Annotated in this window: 13 protein-coding genes and 1 pseudogene; 2 read left to right on the forward strand and 12 right to left on the reverse strand. The window is 59.1% G+C overall.

Features of this window, described 5'->3' with window-relative positions; genetic code table 11:
* Positions 1 to 248 precede the first annotated feature (248 nt).
* The 6 genes from DAES_RS03410 to DAES_RS03435 form a co-directional block, all read right to left on the reverse strand.
* Positions 249 to 1,076, reverse strand: coding sequence for a class I SAM-dependent methyltransferase (locus DAES_RS03410; RefSeq protein WP_013513635.1), 828 nt, complete (start codon positions 1,074 to 1,076; stop codon positions 249 to 251).
* Between the two features lie 218 nt (positions 1,077 to 1,294).
* Entirely contained in the window at positions 1,295 to 2,485 is a 1,191-nt protein-coding gene (locus DAES_RS03415; RefSeq protein ID WP_013513636.1) for a pyridoxal phosphate-dependent aminotransferase, read from the reverse strand.
* Positions 2,486 to 2,557: 72 nt separating this feature from the next.
* On the reverse strand, positions 2,558 to 3,547 hold the full coding sequence (gene sppA / locus DAES_RS03420; protein WP_013513637.1) for a signal peptide peptidase SppA: 990 nt from the start codon (positions 3,545 to 3,547) through the stop codon (positions 2,558 to 2,560).
* 77 nt (positions 3,548 to 3,624) lie between these two features.
* Positions 3,625 to 4,362, reverse strand: a complete 738-nt coding sequence (locus DAES_RS03425) for an adenosylcobinamide-GDP ribazoletransferase (RefSeq protein ID WP_013513638.1) — start codon at positions 4,360 to 4,362, stop codon at positions 3,625 to 3,627.
* A complete protein-coding gene (locus DAES_RS03430; protein WP_013513639.1) occupies positions 4,363 to 5,187 on the reverse strand; it encodes an SAM hydrolase/SAM-dependent halogenase family protein in 825 nt (274 codons plus the stop codon). It lies immediately after the preceding gene.
* Position 5,188: 1 nt separating this feature from the next.
* Entirely contained in the window at positions 5,189 to 6,067 is an 879-nt protein-coding gene (locus DAES_RS03435; protein ID WP_013513640.1) for a YitT family protein, read from the reverse strand.
* A 204-nt stretch (positions 6,068 to 6,271) separates the two neighbouring features.
* Between DAES_RS03435 and DAES_RS03440 the strand changes: the two genes are divergently transcribed.
* Together DAES_RS03440 and DAES_RS03445 are read left to right on the forward strand one after the other, a co-directional pair.
* Positions 6,272 to 6,847: a PocR ligand-binding domain-containing protein gene (locus DAES_RS03440; protein WP_013513641.1), complete on the forward strand. Its 576-nt coding sequence runs from the start codon at positions 6,272 to 6,274 to the stop codon at positions 6,845 to 6,847.
* A gap of 82 nt (positions 6,848 to 6,929) precedes the next feature.
* Positions 6,930 to 7,895, forward strand: a complete 966-nt coding sequence (locus DAES_RS03445; RefSeq protein WP_013513642.1) for a universal stress protein — start codon at positions 6,930 to 6,932, stop codon at positions 7,893 to 7,895.
* A gap of 129 nt (positions 7,896 to 8,024) precedes the next feature.
* On the opposite strand, the gene DAES_RS03450 is transcribed toward DAES_RS03445, so the two are convergent.
* From DAES_RS03450 to asnB, 6 genes and pseudogenes are all read right to left on the reverse strand, one after another.
* Positions 8,025 to 9,992, reverse strand: a complete 1,968-nt coding sequence (locus DAES_RS03450; RefSeq protein WP_013513643.1) for a hypothetical protein — start codon at positions 9,990 to 9,992, stop codon at positions 8,025 to 8,027.
* Positions 9,993 to 10,481: 489 nt separating this feature from the next.
* Positions 10,482 to 11,557: pseudogene (locus DAES_RS03455) on the reverse strand (IS3 family transposase); the annotation flags it as partial.
* 50 nt (positions 11,558 to 11,607) lie between these two features.
* Entirely contained in the window at positions 11,608 to 12,129 is a 522-nt protein-coding gene (locus tag DAES_RS03465; RefSeq protein ID WP_013513645.1) for a class I SAM-dependent methyltransferase, read from the reverse strand.
* Positions 12,126 to 12,863, reverse strand: coding sequence for a class I SAM-dependent methyltransferase (locus DAES_RS16870; RefSeq protein ID WP_049776374.1), 738 nt, complete (start codon positions 12,861 to 12,863; stop codon positions 12,126 to 12,128). Before DAES_RS16870 ends, DAES_RS03465 begins: the two co-directional genes overlap by 4 nt.
* A gap of 97 nt (positions 12,864 to 12,960) precedes the next feature.
* Positions 12,961 to 14,730, reverse strand: a complete 1,770-nt coding sequence (locus DAES_RS03475) for a hypothetical protein (RefSeq protein WP_013513647.1) — start codon at positions 14,728 to 14,730, stop codon at positions 12,961 to 12,963.
* A gap of 3 nt (positions 14,731 to 14,733) precedes the next feature.
* On the reverse strand, positions 14,734 to 16,629 hold the full coding sequence (gene asnB / locus DAES_RS03480) for an asparagine synthase (glutamine-hydrolyzing) (RefSeq protein ID WP_013513648.1): 1,896 nt from the start codon (positions 16,627 to 16,629) through the stop codon (positions 14,734 to 14,736).

Here is a 16,629-nt window from a genome sequence, read left to right on the forward strand (position 1 = left end):
AGGCCTCCGTGAGGAGGCCTGGAATTTCTCGGTGCAAAAAAAGGAAGATGCTTTTCTTTAGCAGGAGCCGTGCCACAATGCGCATGGGTTGCAATATTTATAAAATCATCAAGAATTGCATCACGTTACGTCAGTGTTGCCTGCGCGGCCTCAGGGCTGTGCAGGGGGCGTGCGGTACAAAAAACTTGATTCTTCCGCCAATGCGGACCTAAGGAGCAAAAATTTTGTATGAGCTCCGAGGCCGACGCCTATCGGGAGGCACCGGTTCCGGTGTGCAGGGGCGCTCTCTGGGCGGCGTGGACGGGCCCGGGCCGCAGCTTGAAGTAGCCGATGCCGTCCGAGTGCCGGATCGCCTCAGCCGCCAGTTTCGGATGGTCGAACACGCCCGTGCCCTCCAGTATCTCGACCCTGGCCAGACCGTCGAATTCGACCCGGAATTCCCTGAGCGCCCGGTTCACGCCGGGCCAGCTGACCGCGTCGTGGAAGATGATTGATCCTCCAGGCGCCAGGAGCTTCAGCGCGTGGCGAAAACCGTCCACCACGGCGTTGTACGAGTGGTCCGCGTCGATGTAGATGCAGTCGAATGTCTCCTCCCACCCGCCGTCCAGTTCCTGTCTGGTCGCGATGAGTCGGCTGACCCACTCGCGGGAGCGGTTGGGGAGGTAGGTGTCGTAGTCGCTCGTCCACTGCCCGTGCGCGCCGAAGAAGCCGGATATGATGTCCAGCCTGCCCTGGAGGAACCTGGCGTTCATGCTCTCGACCATCCAGCGGGGGTTGTCGAAGACGCGGTGTCGGATGTTTGGGTCCACGGCAGTGACGTGCATGTCCCAGGCGCTGCCGCATTCCAGAAGCCACCGCGTCGAGAAGCCGAGAAAGCTGCCGATCTCCAGGCACCGCTTGGGCTTCTGGGCTTCGAGGAGTTTCTGGATAGTATAGCAGTCGCTGTATTTGACGCTTCCTTCCAGCGCGTGTCTGGTCCGTTCATGGGGCGGATACGGGTTGTCCATGGCGTGCAACAACATGACCATGTGCTCACGCAGCCGGAGGTACAGCTCGTAGCTTTCTTCGATGTTCATCGTGTCTCCTTGCGCTTTCGTCCGCTCCGGTGCGCCTGTGGCCGCGTGATCGCACCGCGCGTGTGGTGGGAAATTATCGCCTGATCCGGGGAACAGCAAAAACCGGGCCGTGAGGGCCGGACAGAGAAAGAAGCGAGCCCGGCAGGGCCGGGCTCGCGTGTGGTGTCGTGGTGTCGTGGTGTCGTGGGGAGGCGTCAGGGGCTCGCGGACCGCAAGGATCAGGCGGTCCTGGTCACGGCCCGGACAAAGGCGTCGGCGGAGCGGGCGATGATCTCCTCGCCCACGCAGAAGGCGAGGCGGAAAAAGCCGGGATAGCCGAAACCCGTGCCCGGCACGGCCAGGATCTTCTCCTCCTGCAGGGTGGCGCAAAAAGCCACGTCGTCGCCGCCCGGTGCCTCGGGGAAGAAGTAGAACGCGCCGCGCGGCATGGTGTAGCGGATGCCAGCCTTGTCCAGCACCTGGGCCATGGCCTTGCGCCGGGCGTCGTACACGGCCACGTCCACCGAGCTGCCCAGCGCCTTGCCGAGCAGCTTCTGGGCCAGGGCCGGGGCGTTGACAAAGCCGAGGATGCGGTTGGCCATGACCACCGCGCCCACGAGCTTTTCACGCCCTTCGATGGCCGGGTTGATCAGGGCGTAGCCGATGCGCTCGCCCGCCATGCTCAGGTTTTTTGAGAAGGACGAGCAGACGATGGAATAGGGGTAGATGGGAAGCAGGCTCGGCACCTCGACCCCGTCAAAGGCGAGGAAACGGTAGGGTTCGTCCGAGAGGATGTAGATGGGTTTGTCGCGGCCCTGGTTGTGCCGGGTCAGGATGGCGGCCAGCCCGTCCAGCTCCCGGCGCGAGTAGACCGCGCCCGTGGGGTTGTTGGGCGAGTTGATGAGCACCACCTGGGTTTTGGCGGTAATGGCCGCGTCGATGGCTGCAAGGTCCAGCTCAAAGGTGAGGGGCTTGGAGCGCACCGTGACCAGCGTGGCCCCGTGGTTTTCGGCGTAGAAGCCGTACTCCACGAAATACGGGGCCGGGGCAAGCACTTCGTCGCCCGGTTCGAGCACGGCCCGGAAGACCGAGTTGAGCGCGCCCGCCGCGCCGCAGGTGATGACCAGACTGTCCGCAGGCACGGCCACGCCCTGTTCGCGGGAGACCTCGTCGGCCAGTTTGCGGCGCACGTCCGGGTAGCCGAAGTTGGGCATGTAGCCGAGAAAAAAAGGCTGGTCCGCCTGATCGGCCAGCTCGGCCAGGGCGTGTTTGACCGCCGGGGGCGGCGGCAGGTCCGGGTTGCCCAGGCTGAAGTCGAAGACCGCGTCCTCGCCGAACTGCTGTTTCAGCCTGATCCCTTCCTCGAACATCTTGCGGATCCAGGACGAGCGTTCCGCGTACTTGACCATCTGGGACGATATGAGCTGCATGAATATCTCCTTAGTGAAGCGGGTGAAGCGGGCAGGGTACGGCAAAGCGCACCCGGTCGCAACCTGGGGCTGTTACCGGTCCACGCCCTGGGGCCAGACGTAGTAGAAGCCCGCCCTGGGCGGCATGATGAAGCTGGCGTCCACGCCGAGCAGGGAGGCCTTGGCCGGGTCGGCGCTGGTCATGGTGTTGTAGGGGTTGTCGTTGGGATAGGTCTCGCGGCGGTAGGTCACGACGCGGGCGTTGTCGGCCAGCCCGGACAGGGCGCGCGCCCTGGCAAAGGCGTCCTGGATGTAGCCCACCTGATCCACGAGCCCTGCGGCCAGGGCCTGATTGGCGGTGAAGACGCGGGCCGTGCGCACCAGGGCCATGTTCTGCGGGGTCAGGGCGCGGTGTTTGGCCACCAGGGCCAGGAAACGGGCGGCGTAGTCGTCGATGATGGCCTGGAACAGGGCCGCCTCCTCCGGGGTGGTGGGCCTGAATGGCGAGCCCATGTCCTTGTCCTCTCCCGACTTGGAGACCTCCACGTCCACGCCGATCTTGTCGAACAGGCCGTGCAGCTTGGGCCGCATGAAGACCACGCCCACCGAGCCGGTGATGGTGGTGGGATGGGCCAGTATCCAGTCGGCGGGCAGGGCTGCGTAGTAGCCGCCCGAGGCGGCCACGTCGAACATGGCCACCACCACCTTCTTGCCCGTGCGCTGCTTGAAGTCCGCGATCTCGTGATAGAGGATGTCCGAGGCCGTGGTGGTGCCGCCCGGCGAGTCGATGGCCAGGACCACGCCCTTGACCTCGGTGTCGGCCTCGGCCAGGGCCAGGGCGCTGACCAGCTCCTGCACCTGGCTCGGGGTGGAGCGCAGCATGCCCTGACGCGGCTGGGCCGCCAGGAAGCCGGTCAGGTGGATGAGGGCCAGCTTGCCGTCGCCGTCGCCTTCAAGGACCACTTCCTTGAGCGGGTCGGTGGTCGGGGCCGTGAAAATCTTGATTTTCGGCGCGCAGCCGGGCAGGGCCAGGGCCAGAACGAGAATCAAGGCCAGCAGGGGGGTGGTCCGCGTCAATCGCATGGTGTCTCCGTAGGATTCTGGTTGATGCCCTTGGGAATGGTCAGGAACGGAACGTGGTCGGCTGCCCTTGCCCCTGGTCAGCCCAGGAGGACGAAGCCGAGCCCGGCGGAAAGCTCGCCCAGGATCACGGCACAGCCCAGGAAGTCGCCGTTGGCCCCGCCCACATGCTCGGCCAGCCCGCGCAGGGGCATGATGGCCAGGGTGGCGATGACGATGGCCCCGACGGTCGCCAGCGGTCCGACCAGGAACACGCCCGTGCCAAAGGTCAGGGCCGAGGCGGTCAGGGCCACGCCCAGGGTCGCGCCGTCGATGTAGAGCTTGCCCAGGCCGGGCCGGGTCAGGTGGCGCACGGCGTAGCCCAGGCAGACGGCGGCGGTGCGGCCCAGGATGAAGGCCCAGACAATGGCCCCGAAGGCTCCGGCCAGGAGCATCTCATGAAAGAGGATGATCTGGCCGCCCAGGGCCATGACCAGCCCGATGACGCCAAAGGCTCCGGCCCGGCTGTCCTTGATCACGGTCCAGAACCGGGCCGGGTCGGCGTGGGTGGTGACTGCGTCGCAGACATCGGCCAGCCCGTCGAAATGCAGGCCGCGCGTCAGGTAGAGGCTCAAGACTACCATGAGCCACGCCTGGACCCACGGCGAGGCGGCAAAGATGCCCAGGAAAAAGGGGAGGGCCACAGCCGCGCCCAGGACCGCGCCCACCAGCGGCAGGTGGACCATGCACCGGTTCATTTCGTCCTCGGCCATGATCCGGGCCGGGGCCAGCCGGGTCAGGAAACCCAGGGTGTTGATGAAGCTGCGGAAGAATCCCATTCATGCCTCCCAGGCCAGTTCAATGGCGTCGCCCATGGACAATCCGAACTGTTTGGCCGCCGAACGCTGGTTTACGGCCAGTTCCAGAAATCCCTGGCTGCCTTCGAGCAGGCCGGGGCCGCCCTCCGGCATGTCTCCGTAGGTGCGGGCGTAGGTCAGCCCGCCTCCGGCGGGCACGGTCAGGCGCAGGCCGGTGGGCACGCCCAGGCTGCCCGCCTCCAGGTTGAGCACGCAGTTGCCGAAACGGTCGATGTGCAGGACATGGCCGCAGGCCCGACCGGGCCGGATGTCCGGATGGCTCCAGGGCAGGCTGACCAGGGTTTCTGGGTCGATCTCGCGGCCCAGTTCGCCGGGCTTGCCGCCGAGTGCCAGCCAGGCGGCCAGCGGGGCGAGCACGTCGCGCCCGTGAAAGGTGTGCGAGACCCGGTTCGGGGCGTCCATGGCCGCGCTCAGGTCAAAGGCGCGGATGCTGGCCGCCCAGGCGTTTTTCTGGGCCAGGGCGAGCAGGCCGTTGTCAGGGGCGATGAGCATCCGTCCGTCCACCTCCAGCCCGACGATGGCCCGGTCCGTGCCCACGCCAGGATCGACCACGGCCAGGATCACGGCGTCGGCAGGGAAATGTTCATAGCTGGCGGCCAGGAAAAAGGCGGCCTGGGCCACGTTGAACGGGGCCACGTCGTGGGAGATGTCCACCACGAGGCAGCCCGGCGCCTTGCGGGCGAGCACGGCGCGCATCTGGCCCACATAGGGGTCGGAGAGCCCGAAGTCGGTAATCAGGCCGATGGTCCGGGGCGGCGGGGTTTCCTTCTTCATGGCCGTGAACATCTCAGTAGACCTTCCTTGATGAAAAACCGCGGCCCAGCACGTGGAAGCCGGAGCCCATGATGGTGAAGGCGTCGGGATCAATGGTGTAGACCAGCTCCTCCAGCCGTTTGAGCTGGATGGACGAGACCATGGTCAGGATGACCTGCTTGCGCTCGCCCGACCAGCCGCCGCGCCCTTCGAGCATGGTCACGCCCCGGTCGAGCGGGCCGAGGATGGCCTGGCGCACCTCGTCTGGCTTGCCGGTGATGACGATGACCATCTTGCGCTCGCTGAACATGCCCATGACATACTCGATGGCCAGGGCGATGACAAAGGTCATGGCGATGGAATAGAGCATGATGTGCAGATCGAGAAAGGCGAAGCCCGCCACAAAGCCTGTGAGATTGAACCAGAACTCGAAGCTGCCCATGGAGAGGTTGAACTTCTCCTTGCAGATGACGGCCAGGATGTCGGCCCCGCCCGTGGAGCCCAGCGAGCGCAGGGCCACGCCCACGCCCGCGCCCATGATGCCCCCGCCGGTGAGCACGGCCAGCCAGATGTCCTCGATGGGCATGGTCCAGGGGATGATGTCGATGAAGACCGATGTGGCGATCATGCCGTAGAGGCTGTAGAAAAAGAACCGCCTGCTGACAAAGATCCAGCCGAGCACGAATACCGGCAGGTTGAGCAGCAGATACCACTGGCCCGTGGTCAACCCGCCGAACACGTAGTAGCACAGGAGCGCGATGCCGGACATGCCGCCGGTCAGCAGCCCGTGGGGCACGGCCACGGCCTTGATCGCAAAGGCGATCAGGAACGACCCGAAGGTCAGCAGCATCAGGTTCCAGGGCACGCCAAAGGTCATGGCGCGAAAACGGTCACTTATCTCGGCTTGTTTCATGGTGGTCTCCACGGAGTCTTTTAGCCGGTTTTGTCGACACTGAAAACCACTATTCGGTGACACGGTCACTGTTGCGTCCCACCGTCTCGCTCCTCTTTGCGCGATGCCTGGGGCGGCATCGGCCTTGCGCGCCTGGGCGAATGAGGGTAATCCGAAAACGTTTCCCCGGACCGAACCACCCTGCGGGGGGCACCCAAACATGTCATGGCGGACATGTCCGGCGTGCTCACCGGAGACAGGGCAATCTCCATCATCATGCTCAAGAATCACGAGGGAAGGGATTTTCAGATGCATCTGACCGATTTGCAACCAAAGGAAAAATGGGTTGAGTTGCAGCAGGAGCTGCACGACCGCTTTCATCTCAACGCCGATGTCATGGACCGGGACGGCACCCGGCTGACGGGCAACACCTGGGGCAACGACCTGTGCCGGGCCATCCGCGAGGATGCCAAGGGGCACGGGGCCATCTGTGCCCCTGCCGGGCAGGTGTTCGTCCACCTGATGCAGGAGGGCCGGGCCGCGTTCGTCGAGGAGTGCGACGCCGGCATGGTGCGCATCAGCGTCCCGGTGATCAAGGACGGCGAACTGCTCGGCTCGGTGGGCGGCTGCGGCTTGATGCCCGAGGAGGGCGAGGTGGACGAGTTCATGGTCGAGATGTCCACGGACATGGACGCCGAGACCGTGGCCGGGCTGGCCAAGACTGTCCCTGTTGCTTCAGAACAGCGTGTGCGCGAGATTTTGGAGTTCATCGAGGCCAGAGTGGCCGAGTTGATCACCTAACAGGTCCGGGGGCGTGTTCCCCGGTCCATCATCCGCTCCCCCGGCCTGTGGCAGGTCAGGGGGTGCGACCACAGGAGGCCTCATGCACGACGAGAATTCCGGGACCGCAAGGCCGGTCATTGATCCGACCCTGACCCCGTCCGGCAGGCACAAGGGCGACGACACCCTGGACCGCCATCTGCTCGTGGCCCTGTCCGCGCATTCCAAGGCCGGGGCCGGGGTCGAGTTCATCACCCATTTCTTCACGGCGCGCGAGCACATCGGCCTGACCCTCTTCCATATCCCGGCTTCCCAGGGGGCTGTCTGGGCCGAGGAGGCGTCCTACGAGACCCTGGACGCCCTTGAGACGCGGGTGGCGGCCAGCGCGGGCAAGGGGCGCAAGGTGGTGGACGGCGTCAGGCGCACCCTGGTGGCAGCCGGGTTTGATCCGGAGAAGATCGCGGACCGTGTGGTCTCGCCCCAGAGGGGCAAGGGGCACGATCTCATCCGCGAGGCCGCGCAGGGCCGGTATGACGCCGTGGTCCTGGGCCGCCGGGCGCAGGTGGGCCTGGGCGAGATCATGGACAAGTCCCTGTCGCGCCATCTGCTCGAAGGGCTGTCCCACTCCATCAGCTTTCCCCTGTGGATATGTCGCCTGCCCGAGCATGACCGCCGGAACGTGCTTCTGTGCGTGGATGGCTCGCCGCCCTCGGAGCGAATGACCGATCACGTGGGCTTTATCCTCGCCAGGGAGCCGGGGCATACGGTGACCGTGTTCCACGTCAGCCCCGGCGGGGAGGACGCGCCAGAGGCCCGCGCGGTCATCGACCGGGCCGTGGCCCTGCTGGCCGAGGCGGGCATGCCCGAAGAACGGGTGGTCGCCACCGTCCGCACCGGCGCGAACCCGTCCCGGCTCATCGAGGCCGAGTACCACGCGGGCCGCTACGCCGTGGTGGCCATCGGCAGCTCCGGCTCGGGCCGGGGCCTCTGGGACCGCCTCTTTGTCGGCTCCGTGGCCCGGACCGTGTTCGACGACCTCTCCGGCGCAGCCCTGTGGGTGTGTTTCTAGGGGGTGTGAAGCTCCTGGTCGCGAGCCGCGGGGTTCTCTGCTGCCGAGTGTCTGGCCAGGGCATGTTTTCGGCCCTGTCCAATCGGCTGTGTAGCCCATCGAGACATCTGGACAGGTGCAAAGCGGAGGCTACGAGGCTTCATCTCTTCCATTGTTCCGCTTAAGGATGACAAAATCACTGCTGTCGTCCCATACTTCGAAACCTTTCCCCTCGGTAAAAGGCGAGGCGGATTTGAATTCGAAATTGAAAGGCAGTCGCTTCCCGAATCTGTCAATCCATGTAAAAAGAATTCCGTTGTTCCACGGCCAGCGTGCCTTATGCGTCGTGTCAAGGCTGATTGCACGTATGGTGAAAGGTTGATTGCGGGCCTGCAAAATGAGTTTTGACCCCACGGGGGTTACGCCCAGCCACTGCCCATTTTGCTGCGTGGACAGAGTCCTCCCATTGCCGTCACTGATGGCAACACTCTTGTTTCCCTGAACAAAACGCACAAAGACTGTACCGGGAGCAGCGGCGGCCGCGAAATCCAACTCAAGCCGCCCGCCGTGTGGCACGTGAATGTCCCCCTTTTTTGCCACGGTGTAACCGCTGTTCGACTTTGCATATGGCGAGTCAATTATTGTAAAGTTAATTTCAGGGTAGTTATTTTCTATGGTGTCTTTGTCGAAAAGGTATCCCGCTACGGGCTTTTCAGAACGGATACTGTTGGCCAGAGCGTAGTAGAGAGGCCCCATGTCTTCAAATAAGACCATGTCCTCTTTGGAAAGCGATTTGTTAAACGATGAGAACACGTCATCAGAGTAAACGATATTAGACTCAACTGTTTCCATTTTCATTACCTGGATAGCTAGCAGCCCTCGTTGAGAGATATAGCCGATGAAAAGAAAGGCAAGAAAATAGACCATCCATTTTTTGCCGAGGGCCGAGGCGTTGTTATGCATCGGCTGATTGTTATGTTGTATGGCGCGGCACGTCATCAAGGTGATGGTGATCAGGAATACGACCAGAGCAGGAGCGACGCGGACAAAAATAATGCCGACGACACCGGGGATCAGGACGACCTGTGAGAGTCCGAACGCTCCCATCGAAGCGATGAACATGGCTTGGATCATGCGGGCTTGTTGCCTGGAAAACAGACGAGACCTATATGCTTTGATGAACACCTTGGAAAGTAAAATGAAACCGATGAAATGGAGCGCCAGGATGGCATAATGCGCTGCATGAAGGGCATCGTACGAGGTTGTTATGTGCTCTTTGAATGTGGAGTACAGGATGTCGTACTGGACAAAGAACGAATACATATATTTGAGATTTTCGATCAGTTCGGCGAGGTAGTCCCAGTTAGGGTGGGTGTATCCCTGCGAGGCGTGACGTAGATACCCGATCGCCATGATTGCGGACATGGCGGCGGGAATCCAGTAAGTCATTTTCTCCGGAGTGCGCTTGGCTGTCACATACAGCAGGCAGGTCATGCCGACGATGATCACTCCTCCGGGGTGGAATAGAACGGTTGCCGCAGCCAGCAGCGGGATGGTCCACTGTATTCGCCGGTTGTTCGTGAAAAGAACAGCCCATTGGGCCAGGCCGAGAGCGACCACATAGGTATGTGCATTTGGGAACCAGAAGATGAATCCCCTACAATCAAGAAACGCACAGATCGCCAAGGCAACCCCTCCCCACTGCCACCCCAGTGTCACTACCAAAAAAGCTGCCAGGCACACGCCGAAAAACACTTGGGCGAAGAGGGTTGTTGCCCAATAGATATCCCTCCACTCAAACCCTAGTTTTCTTGCTTGCGCGTAAATGAAGGTGTGAACGGGGTGGTAGTCGTATGCGATGGCCAAATATACGCTGATGGCCCCAACCGCCTTGTCTTCATATGAAGCGGACTCGACTTGCGAATAAAGGTACTCACTTTGTTTCTCTCGGGCCGGGGCGAACTGGAGCCCTGGTTGCACTGAGTTTATATAGGCGTCGTCCGGTTCAATGGGTTCGGCGCGCTGGTCCATCATATAGAAGACACCAAACAGTCGAATTGCCAGAAAAAAGACGCAGCACAGAGAAAATGTTAGGGTGGTTATTTTAATGTTTGTCATTGTGTGAATGATTGTGTTGATGTTTGTGGCAAAGTGATTCGCATCGTATCACGCTGTCGTTCTCCGCGCGCTGTTGTGTCGACTGAATGGGGTGTCTTCTAGGGGGAGTCCGCACTTCGTCAATCCTCAGGCTTCTTCGTGCAGATGAATGTCCGAATAAGACTCATGTCCATCGGAAGCCATGAAAACGGTCGGTTTTTTGTAAACATCATTTCAAAATGGTTTCGGAGTTCGCGGTCGATGAGGTCGCAGAAGTTCGGGTGTTCCCAGCAGATCAATTTGTCATAATCCAGTCCAAGCGTTCCTTTCACGTGTCTTCTGGTGGTCATTATTCTGCCAAGACCCCAGGCCACCCCCCCCTCGCAAGGTATTGATCCTACAAGCACGCCGCTGTCTTGTAAAGTCCCCTTTCATAGGGCCAGTTAACGGTAGAGACTCCCGACAGTTTTCGGGGGGGTTGCCCAGAGGGCAGGGGGTACCCCCTGCCCTCTGGGCAGCAAAATTTATCGGCGACATATTCCCCAGGGATTCATGAGGACGTCCCTCGTTGTACTCACGGATAAAGTCCTCCGTAATGGCCCGAACTTCGCTCAGGCTGTTGAACACGTACAAATCAAGCACTTCTTCTCTGTAGGTCCGGTTGAACCGCTCGATGTATGAGTTCTGGGTGGGCTTGCCAGGCTGAATGAACTCCAGATTCACGCCATGCGATTCTGCCCAGGCCGCCATGACAGTCCCCGAGAACTCCGGACCATTGTCCATTCGCAACCTTTCGGGATAGCAGCCACGCTCTTCGGCGACCCGATCCAGCACCCTTACCACTCTTCCTGCTGGCATATTGGTATCGATTTCCACGGCCAAGGCCTCACGGTTGTAATCATCCACAGCGTTGAAAGTCCTGAAGACGCGACCGCTGTAAAGGGTGTCCCGCATGAAATCGATCGACCAGCAATGGTTTGGCGCAAGCGGCTGGGCCACTGCCGTCCGAGAGGCTTGCGGAAGCCGCTTCTTGGCCTTGCGCTTCAGGTTCATTTTCAAGAGGCAGTAAACCCTCCAAACCTTCTTGTGGTTCCAGGGCTTGCCCTGCTGTCGAAGGACGTTGAAAAGTTTACTGAAGCCCCATGTAGGCTTTTTCTCGGCCAGTTCAGTCAAGGCTGCGATGACATCGCTATCGTCCCGCGGGTGCGGCTTGTAGGCGTAGTAGCTCCTACTGATGCCCATGGCCGCGCAGGCCTTGCGCGAGCTCAGCTCAAACGCGTTGACCATGTGCGTGACAACTTCCTTGCGTTGAACTGGCCTCAGAGTTTTTTTTCGATTACATCCTTGAGCGCCATGTTTTCCAGGCTGAGGTCGGCGAACATCTGCTTGAGCTTACGGTTCTCCGCTTCGAGATCCTTCATCCGTTGGATATCGGATGCCTCCATGCCGCCATACTTTGACTTCCACTTGTAGTACGTGGCGCTGCTCACGCCGTGCTCGCGGCAGACATCGACGACAGTCCGTCCGCCTTCCACTGCCTTCAGGATCTTGACGATCTGGTACTCACTGAACTTCGATTTACGCATACAAAACTCCTGTCCCATTTTGGGCCAGAAGTCTCTACTTGGCAATGGACCTAGTTTACGGGGACTTTACAGTCTGTCAGGAGTCTATCGATGGATTGCAGATACTTGTCCAGAGGGGTCATGTGTTCCAGGCAATTGAAGGCAATGACCACATCATAAGACTTGGGCTGAACAGGAAACGCCCATCGGGTTTCGGTACTCAAGAGTATGGCTGAATAGGTCACCCCCCACTGCTCCAGTTGGTTTGAGGCAATGTCAAGGCACTCAGGCGCGACATCCATGATCGTGTAGTGATCCGGACGTGTGTTCATGTATCGGAGATGATCAATCCTGCCCGGACCAATCTCCAGAACGTTTTTCCCTTGAAAATTTATTTTCGAGACAACATCGTAGCATAAATCGTGAATCTTGCCGAGGGTACCCCTCTTCAAATACTGGTCATAAAACGCGTGGTATCGCTGCTGCTGCCACTTGATCCACTCTTCGTCGTTGGAGTTGGCAAGCGTTCCGTAACGGCGCCGATCTCCCCAAAGAGCGGATTGTAGGAAATATGGAAGGATTGCACGTATCATTTGACAATATCTGCATGGTTGCGAGCCGTTACCACCCACATGGCTCCAAGCCACGGCATATTAAAGTCAATATATTTTGCCGCCCCGAAGAGGGCAAAGCCAAAGCCCACAGGGACAATGCTTACCGCGGCGAAGGCACTGAACGCATCATTCAATTCCTTTCGCGTGTAGGAGTTGAGAATGGGCACTTCAAGACATTCATGCAACATGGTCCCCAGAAGATGGTCTGTACCAATTTTGTCGAGCATTCTACGAACGGAATCGTGAGCGGCGAACAGGCGGACTCCAAACCTGACAGGAAGGCGAAGGGCATATGCGCCAAGCAGTTTGGGGGAGAACAGGCGATACAGAGATATGACAGCCAGACCGTCGGGCCGGAGCACCCGTCTGACCTCGCTCAAGGAGTTCTCGAGGCTTGGAGTGTGGTGCAAGACACCAGTTGAAACCACGCAGTCGAACGAACTGTCATCGAAGGAAAGATTCTCCGCGTTCCCTTGCACGAGCGTTGGCAGCACGCGCAGGGTGCTGCTCATGGTGGTCACTGCGCTTTGGGCGTTTTGGACGCTGATGGGTGAGATGTCTATGCCGGTATATGAAGCACTTTCGTTCATCCTCTGGCAGCAGTAGATAGCGTCGGTGCCTTGTCCGCAACCTATTTCGAGTACGTTCTCGTGCTCGGCTATCTCATCGAGCAGAGGTGGAAGCCAAGGCTCTTTTCTATAGCGAAACTGCATGCGCCTCCGAGTTTCCGATTGCCCATCGCAGGGGTTCGCATCCCAAAAATCCCGAGTTTGTGACAATTTGTCCTGTACCATGACTGCTCGCATATCTTCAGCTGTTATCGGTTTCTGATCTGCAGTTCCTAGTTTTAGCGTCCACCTGAGGAGTCCTTGGGATATGCCGATCGACACCTTCTATTATCCGCCCCTGTACGACAAGTTCATCTCCGGTCCAGTGCTGGCGCAGATCCTGAGCGCGAAAATATCGAGCAGATGCCATGTATACCGAAGAGAAAAATCCTCTTTCCTTCAAGGAGATGAGTTCGTTCCCCTCTGATAATGCGAAGCTGTCTCGGATGTGAATTCCCGAACTGTCAAAACGAATCTGTCTGCACACATGGCCGAGGGGGGGTGTTCGCCGCTTGAGAAAAAAACCGATTATAAGATGCTTTCTCACGAGATCGTTCACTCGTCTTATCCTGCCGATCGTATGGTTGAACAGCCTGAAGAGCAAGAACCTCAGGGGCGTGTTCAGTCTTGATGGAAAGAAATGGAATAAGGGCGCTTGCACTTCCACAAGGGATATCGGACTGCCCGATGAGCAGCGATCGTCTTGAGCGGGACTGCACGCCATCTGGTGGCCGACCGAATGCATGAGTGTCGTGACGTGTTTTTTCTTGGTGGTGATGCCCGTATAGCCGCAGCTTGAAAACACCAATTGCCTGGTAGTCTTGTCATAAATTTTGACGACTCCACCTTTTGAAGCGCCGAATACCGTATAGTGTGTCGCATCGGATCGGACACAGATCCCGGCTTCTGCCCAAACTTTGGAAACATTCAACTCCATGGGCAGTTTTGCGGAGTCGCTTTCTGTGATGGTGTCGTCTGGCGCGGAAAGAGCCCATGCGTAGCTTGTCGCAAGCGGGATGAGGTTGCGAATGTCCGCATCATGCACTCCGCAGGAATCTTTGTTGTAAAGACCGTGAGCGCATGCTTCAGCAGCTCGGTTCGCAAGTGGAATATGGCGAGCGAAGACTTCCATTCCGCCGGGGAAAAAATGTGGACATCCTCGGCTCCCGTAATCTCCCCCGATACTTCCATCCGGGTGAATAAAGTGGCTGAAAAAGCCTATGGACTTTCTCGCGGAGTGAAGGACTTCCGGCGATTTCCCGCTTTCTACGTAGAGAATGGACATGTAGTGCAGGCCCAGGGTTTCATATCCCGGATCGGCTCCGCCATACTCCACAAACCATCCCTCCTCCGACTGTTTTTTAAGAACTCCAGCAAAGAGTGCGGCGGCTCTATCGCGATATCGGCTATTTCCTGTTTCGGTGGAGAGCATCATCAGGCCGGCGGCAGCTCCGAGCCTATGGTTGCTAATGAATCCATGCTCTTCATCTCGATTGATCAAGCAGTCCCCTGCGCGCTCCATTGCACGTAGCCATTTCTTTTTGAATGAGTCGTCAAAGTTGTCGGCAACGAGGCGATACGCGAGCAGCATGTCGACCAATGTGAAGGCTGCGGCCATCCAGCTTTTTTCGTGGAGATATAGATGGTCGAAGCTGCCATCACTCTTCTGACTACGCTGCCAGCAATCCACACCATAGCCGATCCAGTCGATCAAGGTTGCTTCGTTAAAGAAGACATTGCCTTCAAAGTTTTTTGAATAAACAAATGCAAGTATATAGCAGCCGCGTTGAAGGTCCATGTTGGCAAAGTCCTTAGTCGCCCACCCCCAAAATTCCCGATCAAAACTGCCACAACTGGCGGACACAGGGCATCTGTCTTGAGAGGAGAGCAATTGATGGCTTACGCGGAGGATTTCTTGTCGGTACAAGCTTTTCCGGCTTTTCAGGGAGAGGCCGGTATTGAGATTTGTCACTGCTTACGACCTCCCTTGCCCCATTATGAATCTGTCCAACCACAGCTGGAGACTCAATAAGGCCCAAAGCTTGCGGCCATTGTCCTGCCTGCGCTCCATGTGCTGTGAGATCAGGCGGTTGACGGCCTGAGGGTTGAACACCCGTTGTCTGGCAATTCTGTCCGGGGAGAATGTCTCGATCAGGGTGGAGCGGAGCGGGCCGCGCAGCCAGGCCGACGAAGGAGGGCCGAATCCCTTTTTGGGCTTGTTCACCACTTTGCGAGGAAGCCGGTTGACCATGATTCGCTTCAAAAGCCCCTTTGGTTTTCCGCCTAGCATTTTAATTTTTGCCGGTAAGGAGTTGACGTATTCGAGCAGTTCGAAGTTCAACAGGGGAACGCGTGCTTCAAGTGATGCCGCCATGGAAATTCTGTCCAGCTGAAATAACCCATTGCCTTCCATGAAATAGCGGCTGTCCAAGTGGAGAATGCGGCTGATGATGTCTTTTTCAGGTAAAAACTCAAGCATCCTCTCGATGGGAGCAAGCGCTGTCTCGTGCTGCTGGTTAAGTACATCTGAATGCAAGAGGGCGTTCACTTCTGCGTTGGAAAAATAGCCCATCCAAGAGAAATGTTGCAGTTCGGGAGGCAGGTTCATTCCGTCCACAAACCGTTTGGCTTTGAACTCAAAGCTCATGTAGGCATCGGAAACAGGCAGTTTGCAGACCAGCCAGGGGACGAGACGTTGTCCGATGGCGTCGGGGATCTTTCGATATGCCTGGGCCAGCAGGTGTGCCTTGTATGTAGGGTATCCCGCAAAAAGCTCATCGCCGCCCCAGCCTGTCAACACGACCTTTACGTCTTCCCGCGCGTATCGTGAAAGCGCCAGCAATGGCAGGACGGTGGAGTCGCCGAAGGGTGCGTCCATGACATCGGCAGTGTCTTGCAGACTTTGGACAAGCTGGGAGTTTGAGAAAAAGTACTCCTTGAAGGGGATTCCGATGGTGTCGGCCACGAATCGGGCATCGCCCGACTCGTCATGCGTGGTCTCCTCGAACTGCAATATGTAGGAGCAGAATCGCTCGGGCGATAGTTCCCGAGCATAGGCCGCCACGGCGGACGAGTCCAGTCCGCCGCTCAGAAATAAACCCACCGGGACATCGCTCATTAGTTCCAGCTCGACACTGCGGCGCAGAAGGCGTTCCGTTTCGGCTTCGGCCTCTTCGGCGGTCACCCCTTCCAGGCTCCCGTACGTCGGCTCCCAGTAATGGTGTATGGCGAGCGTGCCTTCCGCATATTCGGCCCAGTGTCCGGCGGGCAGAGCAGACACGCCGGAGAAAGGGCTGTCGGGCGAGGCGATGTAGCCTAACTGCAGATAGCGAGCAATCGCAGTCCAATTCGGCGTCGGACTGTTCTCCATGCACGGGATGAGCCCTCGTTCTTCAGAGGCGAAGCACAACCTTTCCTGTGAGGTTATGTAATAAAGAGGTTTTATGCCCAGCCTGTCGCGCGCCATGAAGAGGTTGCGCTCGCTCCGGTTCCAGATGGCGAAGGCGTACATGCCGTTGAACCGGTGAAGGCAGCCGGGGCCGAACTCCTCAAAGGCGTGCAAAACAACCTCAGTGTCTGACCGGGAAGAAAACCGATGTCCCAGGGCCGTCAGTTCGTTGCGCAACCCCTGGTAGTTGTACAGTTCCCCATTATAAATGATGACGAGGTTGCCGTTTTCGTTGAAAATGGGCTGGCTCCCGGTATCGAGGTCGATGATGGCCAGCCGGTTCATTCCCAGAGCCGCGCCGTGTTCGCTGAAGCGCCCACTGTGGTCGGGGCCGCGATGGAGGAGGGCGCTCTCCATCGCCTCTACCATGGAGTGCTCCACGGGAGAGCCTGAGCTGTGGATGATCCCGAATATTCCGCACAT

It is taken from the genome of Pseudodesulfovibrio aespoeensis Aspo-2 (genome assembly GCF_000176915.2).
GTDB classification, from domain to species: Bacteria; Desulfobacterota; Desulfovibrionia; order Desulfovibrionales; family Desulfovibrionaceae; genus Pseudodesulfovibrio; species Pseudodesulfovibrio aespoeensis.